Raw genomic sequence first — 17,042 nt, 5'->3', positions numbered from 1 at the left:
CATGCGCCTCGCCCTCGTCCTACTGCTGTTCCTGTGCCATTACGCGCACGCCACCGAGACCGTCAACGACGTCACCGGCATGAATCCCATCGAGGTGGCACAGGTGCTGGCGCCTACCGAACTGGAGCAGATCGTCGAGGCAGTGCGCGGGCATTCCGGCCCCATCGCCATTGGCGGCGGGCGCTACAGCATGGGTGGGCAGACCGCCACCGAGCAGGCTCTGCAACTGGACATGCGCCAGTTCAACAAGGTGTTGGAGTTTTCCGCGCAGCGCCGGGAAATCCGCGTGCAGGCCGGCATCACCTGGCGCGACGTGCTCGAATACATCGACCCGCACGGCCTGTCGCCGCAGATCATGCAGTCCTACGCCAACTTCACCGTCGGCGGCGCACTGAGCGTAAACGCCCATGGCCGTTACGTCGGCCAGGGGCCGTTGGTGCTCGGCGTTCGTTCGCTACGCCTGGTGCTGGCCGACGGTCAGGTGGTGGAGGCCAGCCCGACGCACAACAGCGAGCTGTTCCATGGCGCCATAGGCGGTTACGGCGGGCTCGGCGTCATCGTCGAAGCCACCTTGCCGCTGGTGGAGAACAGCAAGCTGGTGCGTCAGACGCAGCTCATGCCGCTCAGCGACTATGCGCAGTTCTTCGCCAGCCAGGTCGTCGATAACCCGGACATGGTGATGCACAACGGCATTCTCTATACGGACGACTACGACAGCGTTCGTGCCGTGTCCTACCTGCGTACGGACGCGCCGCTGACCGTCACGCAGCGCCTGGTACCGCTGGACCGCGACTACAAGGCCATGCGCGCCGCGCTGGCAGTGGCCAGCAGCAATGGCGGTGCGAAGGTGCGTGAAAGCGTCGTTGACCCGCTGCTGCTCAAACGACCGCAAGTGCAATGGCGCAACCATGAGGCCAGCCTGGATGTGCGCGAGCTGCAGCCAATCTCCGGCCCTGACTACAGCTACGTGCTACAGGAGTATTTCGTTCCCGAAGCTCAACTGGAGTCTTTCGTCGCTGGGATGAAAGCGGTGCTCAAAGCGCACAAGGTCAAGGTCGCCAATATCTCCATCCGCCATGCCAAGGCCGACCCGGGTACGCTGCTGGCCTGGGCCCGCGAAGACACCTTCGCACTGGTGATCTACTACCGACAGGGCGTCTCGCCCAGCGAGCGCGCCGCCGTAGGCGACTGGACACGACAGCTGATCGACCTCGCCATCGCCCACCAGGGCAGCTACTACCTGCCCTATCAGATCCACGCCAGCCGCGAGCAATTTCTCGCAGCCTATCCCCGCGCCGAGGAATTCTTCGCGCTGAAAAGGCGCGTCGATCCCACCAACAAATTCCGCAACAAGCTGTGGGATGCCTATTACCTTCAGCCCACTGGCCGCTGATTGGAAATCGCGGTTCAACGCTCAGGAGTTCCGATGCCCGGCATTACCCATGTCGCCGATACCTTCCAGGCGTTTCTGAACGACCTGCAAGCGCACCGCGCACCAGCACTGCCCCAGCTATCCAGACTGCGCAACGGCTTCGAGGGCTGGCTCAAGATCGAGCTATACCTCTGGCTGACCGAACGCTTCAGGCTGCAGCCGCAGACGGATGTGGGTGTCGAGTACAAGGTCTGGCTGGATCAGCGACGCGGGCAGATGGATCGCGCAACCAAGCAATGCGACTTGTGGGTGCGCGATGCGGCAGGCAATGGCTACCACTACATCGAGCTGAAAGTACCGTTCGCCAACAACAACCGCGGCAAGCTGTTTCTCAGCGCGTCCGATGACTTCTGGTACATGTCACGCCTTCTCGCAGCCGACCAGCGCGCAGCGAGCGGAAGCGCCATCCTGGTCGGCGCTGGTTTTGCCGAGGATGACTGGAAGCTCGCCATCGACGAGGCAGTCGCTTACGCCGGCAACGACCCGACACAGGTTCAACTCAACGTCGGGGCGTTGATGCTGGAGGAGGCGCCAGCTCTGCAATGGGCGGTAATGACAAAACTATATGAGTCCCGACCTGGCACCTAGCGGGTTCGGTATTTGCCAGGCAAATGCCGGCCGCTGCCTCTAGATCGAACACAACCCACCCGGCACCGCCATGATCCACTCCCGCACCGCGAGAATGGTCGGGTCGTTCCGACGGCTCTCCGGGTACACCAGAAAGAACGGTTTGCCTTCCAGTTCCGGGCCGAAGGGCTGCACCAGTCGTCCCTCCTTCAACTCGTCCTCGATCAATTGCCGGCTCATCAGCGCCACGCCCTGGGCGCCAATGGCAGCCGAGACGGCGTGGGTTTCGTCGGAGAACACCAGCCCGGCACCGACATCCAGCCCCGGCACCTGAGCGTGTTTCTGCCAGATGGCCCAGTCCATCGGCGAGGAAATCGCCGCCTGGTTACGAAAGTGAATCAGCGCATGCCTGGGCAGCTCAGCAGCATCGTGCAGCCCCAGCAACGGGCTGCAGGCGGGGACGAAGGTGTTGTCGAACAGTTTTTCGGCCACCAGGCCAGGCCAGCGGCCGTCGCCGTAGCGAATGGCGATATCGGCGGTGACGCCATCGAGCGCCACCGGCTCGTGCGAGGCGTGGATACGCAGGTCGATAGTGGGATGGGAGTCGCGCAGCATGCATACCCAGGACAAAAGCCAGCGCACGGCCACGGCCGGCGTGGTGCTGAGGGTGATGGCCTGTCGGCTGGGCGTCGCGCTGAGGCGTTCGACCGTGGCACCGATGCTGTCGAAGGCGCTCTCCAGCACCTGCTGCAACTCGCGCCCGGCCATGGTCAGTTCCAGCTGACGCGGCTTGCGCACGAACAGCGCGACGCCGAGGGCGTCTTCCAGCGCGCGAATCTGGTGACTGATCGCCGTGGCGGTAACGGAAAGTTCTTCCGCAGCCTGCTTGGCGCTTTCATGGCGTGCAGCCGCCTCGAAGGCGCGCAAGGCGGAAAGCGGAGGGAGTCGGCGCCGGCTCATGCCTGAGTTTTCCTCATTCATTGCGAAAAATATTGATCGTTTGTCGCGCGAACGGTGAGACCTTAGCCTGAGTCTGCTGCTAATCACAGATGAATTCAAATTCAAGCAGGAGACTCATCATGCCCCATATTCTGCATCTCGACGCCAGCGCCCGCCCCGGTCTCGCCGGCAAGGATCAACACGGTTCGCACAGCCGCAACCTCAGCCATCGTTTCATCAGCCAGTGGCAGGCGCGCCGCCCGCAGGACGTCGTCACCTACCGCGACATCGGTCAGAATCCGCCCTCGATCATCAGCCATGACTGGATCGCCTCATCCTTCACGCCCGAGCCGAAACGCGAGGCCTGGATGCACGACACCCTGGCCGAAAGCGATCGCCTGGTGGATGAACTGATCGCCGCCGACGTGCTGGTGATCGGCACGCCGCTGTACAACTTCGGCATGCCCGCCGCGCTCAAGGCGTGGATCGACCAGGTGGTACGTCCCGGCCGCACCGTGGACGTGGATGAGAGCAACCCGCTTGATCCCTATGTACCCAGGCTGGCCGACCGGCCGCGCCATGCAGTGATCCTCACGGCGCGCGGCGGCGTCGGTTTCGACCTGGGTGGCGAGATGGCGCACATGAACCATCTGGAGCCGAACCTGATCACCGCGCTCGACTTCATCGGCATCACCCGCGTGCACCAGATTGCCATCGAAGGCCAGGAAGTCGGCGGTGAACTGCTCGCCGAATCCGTCAAACAGGCCTTGGCCACGGTCGATGCGCTGGTGGCCGAGCTGCAGCGTTCATTGCAAGCCGAGCGCGTCGAGGAGCTGGCGTGAGGCGATGGCCAGGCAGAGGATGACGCGGCCTCGCGTCAGCGCTTGGTGCAGGCAAAGAGCGCGTTGCCGGAGCTGCCATCCCACGGCGCCAGGCGCTGATAGTCGTGCTCCAGCACCTGCACCTCGAAATACGGCGCCAGCAGGCTCTGCAGCTCGGCAAAGTTCACCGCCACCATCGGGTGTTCGTCGTGCCAGACCTCGGTCTGCCCGGCGACGCTGCGTTCGATACGCAGGCGCAGCGCCTGCGCATCGCCTTCCCCGAGGTAGTACCAGCCGGAGCTGAAGCGGAACTGTCCTTCGGCATGCCGCGCGCTGTGGGAAACGAACGAAGCGTTGTCGATGCACTGCTTGTCCACGGCGTTGAAACAGAACACTCCGCCGGCTGCGAGGGCGCCGTGCGCGCTGGCGATACAGGCCTTGAGCCGCTCGATGCTGGCGCTGTAGTGGATGGAGTAGAGAAAGCAGGTGATCAGGTCCAGCGGCTCGTCGACCTGAAAACCGCACATGTCCTGCCGGGCAAAGCGTGCCTCGGGGCAGCGCTGGGCGGCGCGGTCGAGCATCGGCTGGTTGATGTCCAGGCCGCTGCTGACATAGCCAGCATCGAGAAAGTGACGCACATGCGGGCCGGTGCCACAGGCCAGATCGAGGTGACGTTTGCCGCCGTTGCCGAACAGCTGGTGCAGGCGGTGCACACAGTGGCTTTGGGCGGCGTAGTCGATGTCCGCGCACATCAGATCGTAGTAACCCGACAGGTCGGTATAGAGGGCATTGCCGGACATGATGACAGGGGCGCGAGGACGAAGGGCGCGCATCATAGCTCATGACCGATGCCGCTGAGCATTGACTTGACGTGGCACGCCTTGAAACAGCCACGCTCATTCGGGAAAGGAGGCACCTTGCGCAAGTCATCATATGACAAAGCCGAGTCAGCGCCGCCACCACCTAATGCACGAGCCAGACAGAATCATGCAGACAGGTGATTTTGGACTGTTAGGCGCTCATGGCAGAATTGAAGCACTTTCACAGTTGTCATACATCATATAAGTTCATGAGGTCGCATCCGCGATCAACAAGAACAACAAGGAACCTCACGATGAATGACGAACAACGCCCCGACGGCTCACGCCGTCATTTCCTCAAGCAGTCGCTGGTCTATTCCGCTGCCGCCGCCAGCGCTGCCTCTCTGCTGCCGCAACTGGCAAACGCCTCGCAGCCTCTCGATCTGCGCTACCCATCCGGCGCGGTCAAGGCGCTGGATGACAGCTTCCTGCAATTGCGCCTGTTCAACGCCAGCGTGGAAAAGCTTGCCGATGGCATCCGCTGGGCCGAAGGCCCGGTGTGGTTCGGTGACGGTCGCTACCTGCTGGTCAGCGACATCCCCAACAACCGCATCATGCGCTGGGACGAGATCAGCCAATCGCTGGCCGTCTACCGCCAGCCATCGAACTATTCCAATGGCCTGGTGCGCGACCGCCAGGGCCGGCTTATCGCCTGCGAGGGCTCGACCACTCAGGACGTTGGCCGGCGCATCACCCGCACAGAACACGACGGCAGCATTACCGTGCTGGCCGATGCGTTCGAGGGCAAACGCTTCAACTCGCCGAACGACCTGGTGGTCAAGCGCGACGGCTCGGTCTGGTTCACCGACCCGCCCTTCCAGACCGGCAACTTCTACGAGGGCTACAAGATCGAGCCGGAGCTGCCCCATGGGGTCTATCGCATCGACGGCGAAACGCAGCAGGTCACCCGTGTGATCGAGGATCTGGCCGGCCCCAACGGCCTGTGCTTCTCGCCCGACGAGAAGACCCTGTACATCGTCGAGGGCCGCGCCAAGCCGCACCGCCTGGTGTGGGCTTATCAGGTGAACGACGACGGCAGCCTCGGCCAACGCCGCAAACACATCGAAGCCACCGACACCGGTGCGCTGGATGGCATCAAATGCGACGAGTTCGGCAACCTGTGGTGCGGCTGGGGCAGCAATGGCTCGGCCGAGAGCGATCCGGAAAAGCTTGATGGCGTGCGCGTGTTCAACCCGCAGGGCAAGGCCATCGGTCATATCTCACTGCCGGAACGCTGCGCCAACCTGTGCTTTGGTGGCGAGAAAGGTAATCGCCTGTTCATGGCCAGCAGCCATGGCATCTATTCCCTGTTCGTCAACACACGCGGCGCCACCTTCATCAGGTAGCCCATGTGCCACGGCCGATACGGCCGTGGCCTGCCTAGGGGCCGAACAGCGCCCCAAAATGCGCTTGGACCCTTCTATCTCGGTCCTTACAGCAAGCATCAGTCGCATCGATGTTCACCATCATGCCAATGAAGTTCTCTGAAAAAATCCAGTGCGTAACATCTGCTCCATACCCAACCACAACACCGCTGGAGCACCACACCATGAAACGCCAACTGATCCTCGGCTTCGCCCTCTCCGTACTGGCAGCCAACGTATTCGCCGCTTCTTCCGCCCAACCTGTAGTCGCCGAAGGCGGCTCTGATCGCCTGATCGAAAGCCGCGTCGCCGAAGGTGGCTCGGACCGTCTGATCGAGAACCGCGTTGCCGAAGGTGGCTCGGATCGCCTGATCGAGAACCGCGTTGCTGAAGGTGGCTCGGATCGTCTGATCGAGAACCGCGTTGCTGAAGGTGGCTCGGACCGCCTGATCGAGAACCGCGTTGCCGAAGGTGGCTCGGATCGCCTGATCGAGAACCGCGTTGCCGAAGGTGGCTCCGACCGTCTGATCGAGAACCGCGTTGCCGAAGGTGGCTCCGACCGCCTGATCGAGAACCGCGTTGCTGAAGGTGGCTCGGACCGTCTGATCGAGAACCGCGTTGCCGAAGGTGGCTCGGACCGTCTGATCGAGAACCGCGTTGCCGAAGGTGGCTCGGACCGTCTGATCGAAAACCGCGTCGCCGAAGGTGGCTCGGATCGTCTGATCGAGAACCGCGTTGCCGAAGGTGGCTCGGACCGTCTGATCGAAAACCGCGTCGCCGAAGGTGGCTCGGATCGTCTGATCAAAAGCCGCACCGCCTGATACCTTCCTGATGACCTGATCGAGAACGTCGTATGACTCGATGCCAAACGCAGCCCCACAAGGCCGGCCTGATAAGCCGGCCTTGTTTTTTTCAGCGATAGAAAGCCCCGCGCACTGCGCGAATGAGCAGCCCCGTGTCGACCCCAGGCAATCGACCGCCCCGCCCCCGCTCTATGGTGAACGCCCCTTTGATCTCTCACCGGAGCGCCCCATGGCCAACAAACCGATCACCGTTCTGCGCGATACCCAGCCGATGCCCGTCGTCGATGCCTGCAAGTGGGAGCGCATCGAAGGTGACCCGCACACCGTCAACCTCAATGCCTACACCTCCGAAGACGGCAGCAAGATCATGGGTACCTGGATCTGCACGCCCGGCAAATGGCGCGTGGAGTACGTGAAGTGGGAGTACTGCCACTTCCAGGAAGGCTACTGCATCATCACCCCGGACGGCATGGACCCCATCCACCTCAAGGCCGGCGACATCTTCGTCGTGGAGCCCGGCATGAAAGGCACCTGGGAAGTAGTGGAAACAGTGCGCAAGTACTTCGTATTCGCCTGATCACAGCACCTCGTATCCGTGTGCGCCCAGCAAGGCGCCCACCGATTGCCCTTGCCTTGTCGCCCGCGCCAATCCTGAAGCCCTCCCCCTGGATGGCGGCGTAGCACTACTCAGGACGCCCGTACCGTGAGGCTCACCAGCTTGATCACGATCGGCCGCACCAGCATCACACAGACAAACGCCACCGGCATCGCCAGGCTGTAGGCGCCCAATACCGCCTGCAGATAACCCTCGCCGATGCCCCGGTTTGCAGCAGTAATGACCAGCGACATGAGCATGGCCATGATGCCCGACATGAAGAAGGCGAAGGCCACGGGCATGGCGCGGGCTGGCAGTTTCCAGTTGCGCCTGGTGGTTGCAGCGAGGTCGAGATCGGACATGCTCAGGTTCCCTGTTCGATGAAAGTGTCGGGCACTCTAGCGATGAAGATGATTGCGGCGGTAGAGGGCGAAAGGTAAGTTGAGTATCAAGATCAACTTACGAATGAATGACACATTGGAAAGCAAAGGCACAGATACCCTGCGCGGCCTGGAAAGTTTCGTGAAGGCCGTGGAGAGCGGCAGCATCGCCGCCGGCGCACGTCTGCTGGGTATCAGCGCAGCCGCAGCGAGCCAGAATATCGCTCGTCTGGAACAGGGCCTCGGCCTGCGCCTGCTCACCCGTACCACCCGAAGGCTGGCACTCACCGACGCTGGCTCGTTGTATTTCGAGCGCGTGCAAGCTGTGCTTCAGGAGCTGGAACTCGCTCGCGCAGCCATCGCCGACCTGCAGGACGAGCCACGCGGGCAGTTACGCATTGCTGCCAGCGCAGCGTTCGGTCGTCACGTACTGGCTCCGCTGCTCCCCGGTTTCATGGCGCAACATCCGCTTATCCGCTGCGAATTGCTGACCACCGACGCCACTGTCGATCACGTCCAGGAAGGCGTGGATATCAGCATCCACATCGCACAGCAGTTGCAGGAGGGCCTGGTGGCCAGGCGCATTGCCACCGCGCAGACACGCTTCTGCGCCGCACCGGCCTATCTGCAACGCGCCGGACACCCCAGCGAACCCGAACAGTTGCGCGACCACGACTGCCTGCTGTTTCGCTTCGCCACCGACGGACGCCTGTTGCGCTGGGGCTTCGTCCGCGAGGGCGTGCATTTCGATGCCCAGGTCAAAGTGGGTATGAGCAGCAACGATATCGATGTCCTGGCGCAGTGCGCCGTGGCAGGCGGCGGCATCACCCGACTGGCGTCCTTTGTCGCCGCCCCCTATCTGGCTCGAGGTGAACTGGTCGAACTGTTCTCCTCGGCCACGCCAACGGACAGCCGGGCTACCAGCGCTGCGCTGGACTATTACCTGTGCGTACGCGACCGCTACGAGCTGACGCCCAAGGTGCGCCTGTTCATGGATTACCTTCAGCAAGCCTTGCCCGCCGAGCTGAAACCCTCAGCCGAGGCGCCCTGAAACTTCTTGAAAAGCACGGGAAATTGGCCTATTCACGAAGGTCAGTGCTGCTCCGCCGATCAGGCGATTTCCCAACCACGGACAGGCCAGAAGGCCTTTCAGCAAGGAATCATCATGAACCGACTCAAACTGCCACTGCTCTCCCTCGCTTGCGCGCTGCCGCTGGTTGCCTGCGCGGCAACCCCGGAAGCGCTCAAGCCCTACCCCGCCGCTGCCGACGGCTATAACCGCCATGTGATCGAACTACCGGCGCAAGCCAACGAAGCCGAACACAAGGTAGAGATCATCGCCGGCAAGACCCTGGAAGTGGATTGCAACCCGCAACGCCTGGGCGGCCAGTGGCAGGAAAAAACCGTGGAAGGCTGGGGCTACACCTACTACGAACTGGGCCAGGTCGGCCCTGCCATGAGCACCCTGATGGCCTGCCCTGACGGCAGCCGCAAGCAGGCATTCGTACGCGTTGGCGGTGAGCCGCAACTGGTGCGCTACAACAGCAAGCTACCACTGGTGATCTACGCGCCGAAGGATGTCGAAGTGCGCTACCGCGTGTGGTCTGCAGCGGCCGAAACCAGCACCGCACCGCGTCAGTAAGCCCTCCCCGACATGCCAGCCCCTCGGGGCTGGTGTTTCAATCGGGTAACACCCATGAAAAAGGCTCTAGATAGCGGTTATGGGACTGGCTGCAGCGATAGGCACAGCTATGCTCAAGGAGCACTTTTCATCAGCCATCACTGCAGCGTTCGTACGTATCGGAGTTGCCATGGACATAGAGAGTCTGTTCGCCCAACTGCACACCCTGCCCAGTATTCCCAAGGTTGCGCAGGATCTGATCCAACAGTTCGACAACCCTTCCTCCAGCCTGGAAAGCGTGGCGCGCAACATCGAGCGTGACCCGGTCATCGCCGCCAAGGTCCTGCGCCTGGCCAATTCGCCGCGTTTTCGTGGAGCTCGTGAAGCCGTGAGCGTCGAGGACGCCGCCATGCGCCTGGGCTTCAACACCCTGCGCACGCTGGTGCTGGCCTCGGCGATGACGGGTGCGTTTCAGGTCGATACCGGCTTCGACCTCAAGGGTTTCTGGATTCGCAGCTTTCGCGTCGCCAGTATCGCCCGCAGCCTGGCCAAGCAGCTGAAGCTGGACACCGACGCGGCCTTCACCTGCGGCATGATGCACAACATTGGCGAACTGCTGATCCAGACCGGCGCGCCGGATTTCGCCAGGCGCATGAACCGTCACCCCAAACGCGAAGCCGCAGCCCACGCCGCCGAGGAAACCCTGCAATTGGGCTTCGGCTACCCGGAAGTGGGCGCTGAACTGGCGCGCCGCTGGCAGCTGCCTGCGCTTATCCAGCACGCCATTGCCTATCAGGCACGGCCGACTCAGGCGCCCGGTGACGGCCGCTACGCGCGCCTGGTCGCACAGTCGGTGATCGTCGCGCAAACCATCGAGCTGGACGGCGTCAGCGAACAAGCGAAGCAGAATCTGGAAGGCCCGTTATTCGAGGAAGTCGACCTGACCATGCTGTTCGAAGCCTTGCCGGCGGTGCTGGAAGCGGACAGGGCGTTTGCCGAACTGCTGGGGTGAACATGGCGTCTGCTCACTCGCCGGCGTCAGGCGAGGTACGCATTGCCGGCAGGTAACTGACAACCACGACCACGACTGACTTCAGGCAGGGCCTCAGCCAGGCTTCTTGCCGGAGTCAGCCTTGGCTGCAACAGCCAGGGCCATCACCACTTCGCGTGCCACCTTGCGCTGTGCTGCTGGCAGAGCGAGAAAGGCCTCGATGACCTCACGTTCCTGATAGAACTTGGGATCTTCCCAACGGCCACGCTGCTCGCGCACGGCAGCGCCGGCCTGTTCGCCAAAGCGCAGTACCTGCGGTTCGATACGCAGCCACTCGGCAAGGACCTGCAATTTGTCCTGCGACGGTATCGCCTCGCCACGCAGCCAGCGGGAAACTGCCTGGAAGGTTACGGAACGGCCCCAGTAACGCGAATTGAACTCGCGCTCGAGCACAGCAGGGCGATCTGGATATCCAGCCGCAATCATGGCGCCACGCAGGCGCTGGGCGAATTCGGTTTTCTCGGTCATGGACGCGGACGTTAAGTTCCGCTTCCATGCTTGATTGAACAGTCAGTTGTATATTAAATGAAATTCATGGTTTCATTGCATTCGACAAGCCGTTGTTTCATGCACCAGGGAGGGCGCCATGACCAGTTCGATCCACCTCATCTTCGAAGATATCCGCTTCACCGTACGGCGCGCCGCCGACGGCCGCTTCTGGTTCGCCGCACAGGCCGTTTGCCAGGCCCTGGAGTTGGCGGATGAAGAAACCGCCCTGCTGCTGCATTGCCGGCCGGAGGGCATCCTCTTCGGCAACGAGCAAGCGCCTCAAGCCATGATCGACCTGGAAAACCTGCTACGCCTGAGCCTGAGCAGCACCAGCTCACGCGCCGAGCGTCTGCGCAGCTGGTTCTGCCAGGTCTTGCTGCCGAACCTGTTAAGAAGCTCCAGCCCGCCCAGCTATCGACAGCTGAACACCGCAGACAAACGCATGCGCGTACTCAAGTGGCATGACGACTGGTGGATGTCGGTGAGTGACGTGATGCAGGTTTTCGGCGCGCGGTCCGAACTGCTGCCCATGACCGAGGACCCGCACTGAAGCTGAGCACGACATCGGGGCTCGCTCGCCAGGCAGGTTGACGACAACCGGTCAGCGCATGCAGCACTGCTTGTATTTCTTGCCGCTGCCGCAGCTGCACGGATCGTTGCGCCCGACCTTGGCGTCATCACGGCGCACCGGTAGCACCGGCTGCAAGTTCTGCTGCCAGTACTCGTAAAGCTCGACAGCGGCCGGTTCGAGCATCGCCGTGCTGGCCTCGTATTCGGCGTCGGACATGGCCTTGAGCGTCTCGCTGCCACTTTCATCGCCATGCAGGGTGATCAGCGCCAGCGCGGCCTGCACCGAGTCGGGTAGTGCCTCCTCCAGCCAACCGGCAACCACAGCGCCGCGCAAGTAGCCTGCGCACCACTCGGAAACGATCAGCTTCTCGCCCTTGCCGTTATCGTCGGCGAGGAAGATTGCCTCGTAGTCATCCGGCTCCTCGCTGAGCATGTAGGCCGCCTCGCTCATCAACTCGACGGCCAGCTTCATGAAGCGTTCGCCATCCTTGTCGCTCGGCCATTGCGGCGGCTGGTCGGCCCAGATCGCCGAATACCAGACGGCAGGCGCGACCTGACGCGGCCCAGAGACGATCGCGGCGAAATAACCGTCCAGCTCGCTGGCGGACAGGATCGAGTCATCGTTGCCATACTTGAGCAGCCACTGATCGAGCTTCTCCAACCCTCTGTTGTCCATCGCCACGCCTCCGCCTGAAAAAGGCCGCTACTGTACCGCCATCGGTGCGTATTGCCAGCCGTCCGGCATCTGACGAGTGCCCACAGGCCAACAGCCCGGTACAATGCCCGCCTTGCCCGTGTGCCAGCCTGATAAAAGAAAACACCATGTCCTTGCCCAAGAACCACCTGGAACTGCTCAGCCCTGCGCGTGATGTCGAGATCGCCCGCGAAGCCATTCTGCATGGCGCCGACGCCATCTATATCGGCGGCCCGAGCTTCGGCGCGCGGCACAATGCCTGCAACGAAGTGAGCGATATCGCCAGGCTGGTGGAGTTCGCCCGCCACTATCACGCGCGGGTGTTCACCACGATCAACACCATTCTGCATGACGATGAGCTGGAGCCGGCGCGCGCGCTGATCCACCAGCTCTACGACGCGGGCGTGGATGCGTTGATCGTGCAGGACATGGGGGTGATGGAGCTGGATATTCCGCCCATCGAGCTGCATGCCAGCACCCAGACCGATATCCGCACGCTGGAGCGGGCCAAATTTCTCGACCAGGCCGGCTTCTCCCAGCTGGTGCTGGCGCGCGAGCTGAACCTGCAGGAAATCCGCGCCATCAGTAACGCCACCGACGCGGCCATCGAGTTCTTCATTCACGGCGCGCTGTGCGTGGCCTTCTCCGGCCAGTGCAACATCTCCCATGCGCAAACCGGGCGCAGCGCCAACCGTGGCGACTGCTCGCAGGCCTGCCGCCTGCCCTACACCCTCAAGGATGAAAAAGGCGGCGTGATCGCCTACGAGAAACACCTGCTGTCGATGAAGGACAACAACCAGAGCGCCAACCTGCGCGCCCTGGTCGAGGCCGGCGTGCGCTCGTTCAAGATCGAGGGCCGCTACAAGGACGTGGCCTACGTGAAGAACATCACCGCCCACTACCGCCGCGAGCTCGACGCCATCCTCGAAGACCGCCCGGACCTGGCCCGCGCCTCCAGCGGCCGTACCGCGCACTTCTTCGTGCCCGACCCGGACAAGACCTTCCATCGCGGCAGCACCGATTACTTCGTCACTGAGCGCAAGGTGGACATCGGCGCCTTCGACTCGCCCACATTCACCGGGCTGTCTGTGGGCTTTGTCGAGAAAGTGGGCAAGCGCGACCTGATCGCCGTCACTCACGAGCCGCTGTCCAACGGCGACGGCCTCAACGTGCTGGTCAAGCGCGAGGTAGTGGGGTTCCGCGCCAATATCGCCGAACTGAAGGCAGAGTTCGAGGACGACGGCGAGAAGCGCTACCGTTACCGCGTCGAGCCCAACGAGATGCCCGAGGGCCTGTTCCGCTTGCGCCCGAACCATCCGCTGAGCCGCAACCTCGACCACAACTGGCAGCAGGCGCTGCAACGCACCAGCGCCGAACGCCGTATCGGCGTGAACTGGAAGGCCGAGTTGCGCGAAGCTGCACTCACGCTCACCGCCACCAGCGAAGAAGGCATCAGCGTCGAAGTCGCCCTGCCCGGCCCGTTCGGCGTCGCCAACAAACCGGAGCAGGCGCTCGATGGCCTACGCGACCTGCTCACCCAGCTCGGCACCACCATCTACCACGCCCAGGGTGTAACGCTGGATGCGCCGCAGGCGTTCTTCGTACCCAACTCGCAGCTCAAGGCGTTGCGCCGCGATGCCATCGAGGCGCTGACAGAAGCGCGGGTCGCCGCTCACCCACGCGGCAGCCGCAAGGCCGAGACCGACCCGGCGCCGGTGTACCCGGAGTCGCACCTGTCGTTCCTCTACAACGTCTACAACCAGAAGGCGCGCGACTTCTACCATCGCCATGGCGTGCAGCTGATCGACGCGGCCTACGAGGCCCACGAGGAAACCGGCGAAGTGCCGGTGATGATCACCAAGCATTGCCTGCGCTTCTCCTTCAACCTGTGCCCGAAACAGGCCAAGGGCGTGACCGGCGTACGCACCAAGGTGGCGCCGATGCAGCTCGTACATGGGGATGAAGTGCTGACCCTGAAGTTCGACTGCAAGCCGTGCGAGATGCACGTGATCGGCAAGATGAAGGGCCATATCCTCGACCTGCCACACCCAGGCAGCGCCGCCACTCAGGTGGTCGGCCACATCAGCCCGGACGACCTGCTCAAGACCATTCGCCAGAAGCCGGGTTACAGCCACTGAGCCAACAGCCCCATCAGGTAAAGGCCCAGGCCGAATACCAGATGGGTCAGTAACGCACGCACACGCACCCGCCAGGGCTGCGGCGTGCGTGAAGCGGCCACGCCCATGCCGAACGCCGGCTGCATCAGCAGCAGGGGCGCAGCCACGCTGAGCGCAGCAAAGGCCAGAGCCGGCGCAAGCGTGGGACGCTGCAGCCAGGCTTCGCCAACCCAGGCCAGGAACAACGCGGCGAACAACAACCCGGTCAGGTAATGAACGCCCCAACCCAGCGCACGCTCACCGCGCAGTGTGGGCGCCTTGCCAATCGCTGCGTGGCGAAACTGTCCATGCCCCATGTGCCCCAACCAACGTCCGACCCAGGCGTAATCCAGCGCCGCCACACCGAACCAGCGCTTGCGCGCCAACGTCCACAGGTCCATCAACAGCGTTGCGCCAATACCCAGCATGATGATCTCGACTGCCATACACACCTCCATCTAACCTATCTGAAAAGCCTTCAAAACAAAGCTGCCAGTTAAAGTCGACTTGAGGTCAAGCAATGAAAGAGCTGGATATCGGCAAGGTCGCGCGCTGGTCAGGTCTGCCGGCCTCGACCTTGCGTTACTACGAAGAAAAAGGGCTGATCCATTCCATCGGGCGCAATGGCCTGAAGCGGGTCTTCGCCGAGTCGGTGCTGCAGCGCCTGTCGCTGATCGCACTCGGGCGCACGGCTGGTTTCTCACTGGACGCTATCGCCGAGATGCTGGCAGCCGAGGGCGGCCCTGCCATCGACCGTGAGCAACTGGAGCGCAAGGCAGAGCAGTTGGATCACACCATTCGCCGCCTGTCCGCCATTCGCGACGGGCTGCGCCATGCAGCGCTGTGCCCGGCCGACAACCACCTGAGCTGCCCCACCTTTCAGCGCCTGATGAGCATGGCCAGCAAGCAGATGGGCCGAAAGCGGTCTGCCGCTCCCGAACGGGCTTGAACGGCCGCAGCGCCAGTGTTTCGGGCTCAAATTCGGGTCGCCACTCGGCATGCTTGGGACTCGGTGCGCACGGCGCACCCTACAGGAGTGGCATGCTCCGTAGCACCAAGCGCGACACGCTCCGTAGGGTGTCGCGGGGCCGCCAAGGCCATGCGCACCGGGTTTTCAGCGACGCCCTCACCGGGCCGGGCTGAGCATCTCGATTTCACGAATCTCGACATCACGACGCAGGTAGTCCATACGCTGATCATGGAACTCGCGCATGTGCGGCAGGGCCGTGTGCTCGGCCAGCGCCTCCCGTGACGCCCACACCTCGTAGAAGATGAACAGCGTTGGGTCCTGCGCGTCGCGCAGCATGTGATATTCGATGCAGCCGGGCTCGGCGCGACTGGGTTCGACGTAAGCACGGAACAGTTGCTCGAAGGCCTCGGCCTGTTCGGGTCTGGTGTGAGCGTGAAGGATGAAGCCGTACATGGAGCAGGTTCCTCGATGTGGGAAGATGCCTCACCATAATGCAGTATTCGACAAGCCTTTCATGACTTTCAGTCAATAATCATTTGACCGTTCCGGGGTGTTTCGCACGCGCAGGACTGGATAACCTGCCGCCACATTTTTGGAGAACCCCCCATGAAAAAGATCCTCCTGCTCAACGGCGGCAAAGCCTTCGCCCACTCCCACGGCCAATACAACAGCACCCTGCATGACGCAGCGCTGGCCTTCCTCGACCGCGCCGGCTTCGACGTCAAGACCACCTTCATCGACGGCGGCTACGACGTGGAAGAAGAAGTGCAGAAATTCCTTTGGGCCGACGTGGTGATCTACCAGATGCCCGGCTGGTGGATGGGCGCACCCTGGACAGTGAAGAAGTACCTCGATGAGGTGTTCACCGCCGGTCACGGCAGCCTCTATGCCAGCGACGGCCGTACCCGTTCCGACGCCTCGCAGAAGTACGGCAGCGGCGGCCTGATCCAGGGCAAGCAGTACATGCTGTCGCTGACCTGGAACGCCCCGGTACAGGCCTTCGAGGACCCGACCGATTTCTTCGAAGGCAAAGGCGTGGACGCGGTGTACTTCCCCTTCCACAAGGCCAACGAATTCCTCGGCATGAGCGGCCTGCCCACCTTCATCTGCAACGACGTGATGAAGGTGCCGAACATCGAGCGCGACGTGGCGCGCTACGAGCAGCACCTGGCCCAGGTGTTCGGCGTCAACTGATACGCCGAGCTATCAGCGCTGCTTGGGAATCGTCTGCTCGCGCTCGATGTCACCAAGCAGTTCGTCGAGCATGTCGCGCTTGTTGCGGTCAAAGGGCATGGGCACGTACCAGGCCAATACCCCCCAACCATCGCGGCGATAGTCGTAGGACTTGATCGGTACGCCATCCTTGAACACGGTACCGCGCAGGTGCTGTTCGTAGCTGACCGGCAACGGCAGCGTGAGCAAGGTCAGCGCCCCCAACAGGACGACACCCGTGTTGGCGCGTTTGCCTGCCGGCTCGACGATCAGCAGGCTGTAGCCGTTACGGCTGATGCCTTCATCGAGCCAGGAAAAACTGCCGGACTGCTGCAGACGCTGCACCACCTGGCGGTTGCTGGTGTCGCCCTTGCGCCCCGTGGTGAGCATGGACACTCGCAGCCCGACCGGCACGAACGGTTCGACCTGCCGATGCTCGAGCGGCGGTAGCGTGGTGGAGCAGCCGCTCAGCAGCGACAACATTACCAGCAGCGGTAAAACAACCTTGACGGACATTC

20 protein-coding genes and 1 pseudogene are annotated in these 17,042 nt (G+C 62.7%); 13 read left to right on the top strand and 8 right to left on the bottom strand.

Going from position 1 to position 17,042, the window contains the following annotated elements; translation table 11 throughout:
- Position 1 precedes the first annotated feature (1 nt).
- A complete protein-coding gene (locus GV002_RS05580; RefSeq protein ID WP_160017422.1) occupies positions 2 to 1,393 on the top strand; it encodes an FAD-binding oxidoreductase in 1,392 nt (463 codons plus the stop codon).
- A gap of 33 nt (positions 1,394 to 1,426) precedes the next feature.
- A complete protein-coding gene (locus GV002_RS05575) occupies positions 1,427 to 2,020 on the top strand; it encodes a hypothetical protein (protein WP_160017421.1) in 594 nt (197 codons plus the stop codon).
- 39 nt (positions 2,021 to 2,059) lie between these two features.
- On the opposite strand, the gene GV002_RS05570 is transcribed toward GV002_RS05575, so the two are convergent.
- Positions 2,060 to 2,959, bottom strand: a complete 900-nt coding sequence (locus GV002_RS05570; RefSeq protein WP_160017420.1) for a LysR substrate-binding domain-containing protein — start codon at positions 2,957 to 2,959, stop codon at positions 2,060 to 2,062.
- Between the two features lie 119 nt (positions 2,960 to 3,078).
- Here GV002_RS05570 and GV002_RS05565 point away from each other — a divergent pair, with 119 nt between their 5' ends.
- Complete coding sequence (locus GV002_RS05565) at positions 3,079 to 3,780, top strand: FMN-dependent NADH-azoreductase (protein ID WP_160017419.1); 702 nt, start codon at positions 3,079 to 3,081, stop codon at positions 3,778 to 3,780.
- Positions 3,781 to 3,815: 35 nt separating this feature from the next.
- On the opposite strand, the gene GV002_RS05560 is transcribed toward GV002_RS05565, so the two are convergent.
- Positions 3,816 to 4,559 (bottom strand): class I SAM-dependent DNA methyltransferase, encoded by a 744-nt coding sequence (locus GV002_RS05560; protein WP_160018881.1) that lies wholly within the window; start codon positions 4,557 to 4,559, stop codon positions 3,816 to 3,818.
- A gap of 314 nt (positions 4,560 to 4,873) precedes the next feature.
- Between GV002_RS05560 and GV002_RS05555 the strand changes: the two genes are divergently transcribed.
- The 3 genes and pseudogenes from GV002_RS05555 (at position 4,874) to GV002_RS05545 (ending at position 7,363) form a co-directional block, all read left to right on the top strand.
- Complete coding sequence (locus tag GV002_RS05555; protein WP_160017418.1) at positions 4,874 to 5,965, top strand: SMP-30/gluconolactonase/LRE family protein; 1,092 nt, start codon at positions 4,874 to 4,876, stop codon at positions 5,963 to 5,965.
- Positions 5,966 to 6,168: 203 nt separating this feature from the next.
- Positions 6,169 to 6,606: pseudogene (locus GV002_RS05550) on the top strand (phage infection protein); the annotation flags it as partial.
- A 409-nt stretch (positions 6,607 to 7,015) separates the two neighbouring features.
- On the top strand, positions 7,016 to 7,363 hold the full coding sequence (locus tag GV002_RS05545; protein WP_074681057.1) for a cupin domain-containing protein: 348 nt from the start codon (positions 7,016 to 7,018) through the stop codon (positions 7,361 to 7,363).
- Between the two features lie 110 nt (positions 7,364 to 7,473).
- Here the strand turns inward: GV002_RS05545 and GV002_RS05540 are convergent, their stop codons facing one another.
- The gene (locus GV002_RS05540; RefSeq protein ID WP_160017416.1) at positions 7,474 to 7,743 is read right to left on the bottom strand and encodes a DUF2798 domain-containing protein; all 270 of its coding nucleotides are present in this window, start codon (positions 7,741 to 7,743) and stop codon (positions 7,474 to 7,476) included.
- Between the two features lie 103 nt (positions 7,744 to 7,846).
- Here GV002_RS05540 and GV002_RS05535 point away from each other — a divergent pair, with 103 nt between their 5' ends.
- The 3 genes from GV002_RS05535 (at position 7,847) to GV002_RS05525 (ending at position 10,394) form a co-directional block, all read left to right on the top strand.
- The gene (locus GV002_RS05535; RefSeq protein ID WP_160017415.1) at positions 7,847 to 8,812 is read left to right on the top strand and encodes a LysR family transcriptional regulator; all 966 of its coding nucleotides are present in this window, start codon (positions 7,847 to 7,849) and stop codon (positions 8,810 to 8,812) included.
- A gap of 114 nt (positions 8,813 to 8,926) precedes the next feature.
- Positions 8,927 to 9,403, top strand: a complete 477-nt coding sequence (gene eco / locus GV002_RS05530; protein ID WP_160017414.1) for a serine protease inhibitor ecotin — start codon at positions 8,927 to 8,929, stop codon at positions 9,401 to 9,403.
- A gap of 169 nt (positions 9,404 to 9,572) precedes the next feature.
- Entirely contained in the window at positions 9,573 to 10,394 is an 822-nt protein-coding gene (locus GV002_RS05525) for an HDOD domain-containing protein (protein WP_160017413.1), read from the top strand.
- 93 nt (positions 10,395 to 10,487) lie between these two features.
- On the opposite strand, the gene GV002_RS05520 is transcribed toward GV002_RS05525, so the two are convergent.
- Positions 10,488 to 10,901, bottom strand: coding sequence for a transcriptional regulator (locus GV002_RS05520; RefSeq protein WP_160017412.1), 414 nt, complete (start codon positions 10,899 to 10,901; stop codon positions 10,488 to 10,490).
- Positions 10,902 to 11,019: 118 nt separating this feature from the next.
- On the opposite strand from GV002_RS05520, the gene GV002_RS05515 reads away from it, so the two are divergent.
- Entirely contained in the window at positions 11,020 to 11,472 is a 453-nt protein-coding gene (locus GV002_RS05515) for a BRO family protein (protein ID WP_160017411.1), read from the top strand.
- Between the two features lie 51 nt (positions 11,473 to 11,523).
- On the opposite strand, the gene GV002_RS05510 is transcribed toward GV002_RS05515, so the two are convergent.
- Positions 11,524 to 12,168, bottom strand: a complete 645-nt coding sequence (locus GV002_RS05510) for a YecA family protein (protein WP_160017410.1) — start codon at positions 12,166 to 12,168, stop codon at positions 11,524 to 11,526.
- Between the two features lie 146 nt (positions 12,169 to 12,314).
- Here GV002_RS05510 and GV002_RS05505 point away from each other — a divergent pair, with 146 nt between their 5' ends.
- A complete protein-coding gene (locus tag GV002_RS05505; RefSeq protein ID WP_160017409.1) occupies positions 12,315 to 14,324 on the top strand; it encodes a peptidase U32 family protein in 2,010 nt (669 codons plus the stop codon).
- Here the strand turns inward: GV002_RS05505 and GV002_RS05500 are convergent.
- A complete protein-coding gene (locus GV002_RS05500) occupies positions 14,312 to 14,788 on the bottom strand; it encodes a DUF2938 family protein (protein ID WP_256667032.1) in 477 nt (158 codons plus the stop codon). The genes GV002_RS05505 and GV002_RS05500 overlap by 13 nt on opposite strands.
- 74 nt (positions 14,789 to 14,862) lie before the next feature.
- On the opposite strand from GV002_RS05500, the gene GV002_RS05495 reads away from it, so the two are divergent.
- Complete coding sequence (locus GV002_RS05495) at positions 14,863 to 15,291, top strand: helix-turn-helix domain-containing protein (RefSeq protein WP_160017407.1); 429 nt, start codon at positions 14,863 to 14,865, stop codon at positions 15,289 to 15,291.
- Positions 15,292 to 15,468: 177 nt separating this feature from the next.
- On the opposite strand, the gene GV002_RS05490 is transcribed toward GV002_RS05495, so the two are convergent.
- Complete coding sequence (locus GV002_RS05490) at positions 15,469 to 15,765, bottom strand: putative quinol monooxygenase (protein WP_160017406.1); 297 nt, start codon at positions 15,763 to 15,765, stop codon at positions 15,469 to 15,471.
- Positions 15,766 to 15,918: 153 nt separating this feature from the next.
- Here GV002_RS05490 and GV002_RS05485 point away from each other — a divergent pair, with 153 nt between their 5' ends.
- Positions 15,919 to 16,506, top strand: coding sequence for an NAD(P)H-dependent oxidoreductase (locus GV002_RS05485; protein ID WP_160017405.1), 588 nt, complete (start codon positions 15,919 to 15,921; stop codon positions 16,504 to 16,506).
- A gap of 12 nt (positions 16,507 to 16,518) precedes the next feature.
- Here the strand turns inward: GV002_RS05485 and GV002_RS05480 are convergent, their stop codons facing one another.
- Positions 16,519 to 17,040, bottom strand: coding sequence for a hypothetical protein (locus GV002_RS05480; RefSeq protein WP_160017404.1), 522 nt, complete (start codon positions 17,038 to 17,040; stop codon positions 16,519 to 16,521).
- Positions 17,041 to 17,042: the final 2 nt, after the last annotated feature.

The sequence above is a fragment of the Pseudomonas sp. 8O genome (assembly GCF_902506495.1).
Lineage (GTDB): Bacteria > Pseudomonadota > Gammaproteobacteria > Pseudomonadales > Pseudomonadaceae > Aquipseudomonas > Aquipseudomonas chaetocerotis.
The sequence above is the reverse complement of the archived record's forward strand: the minus strand, read 5'-3'. Positions and strand labels throughout refer to the sequence as shown.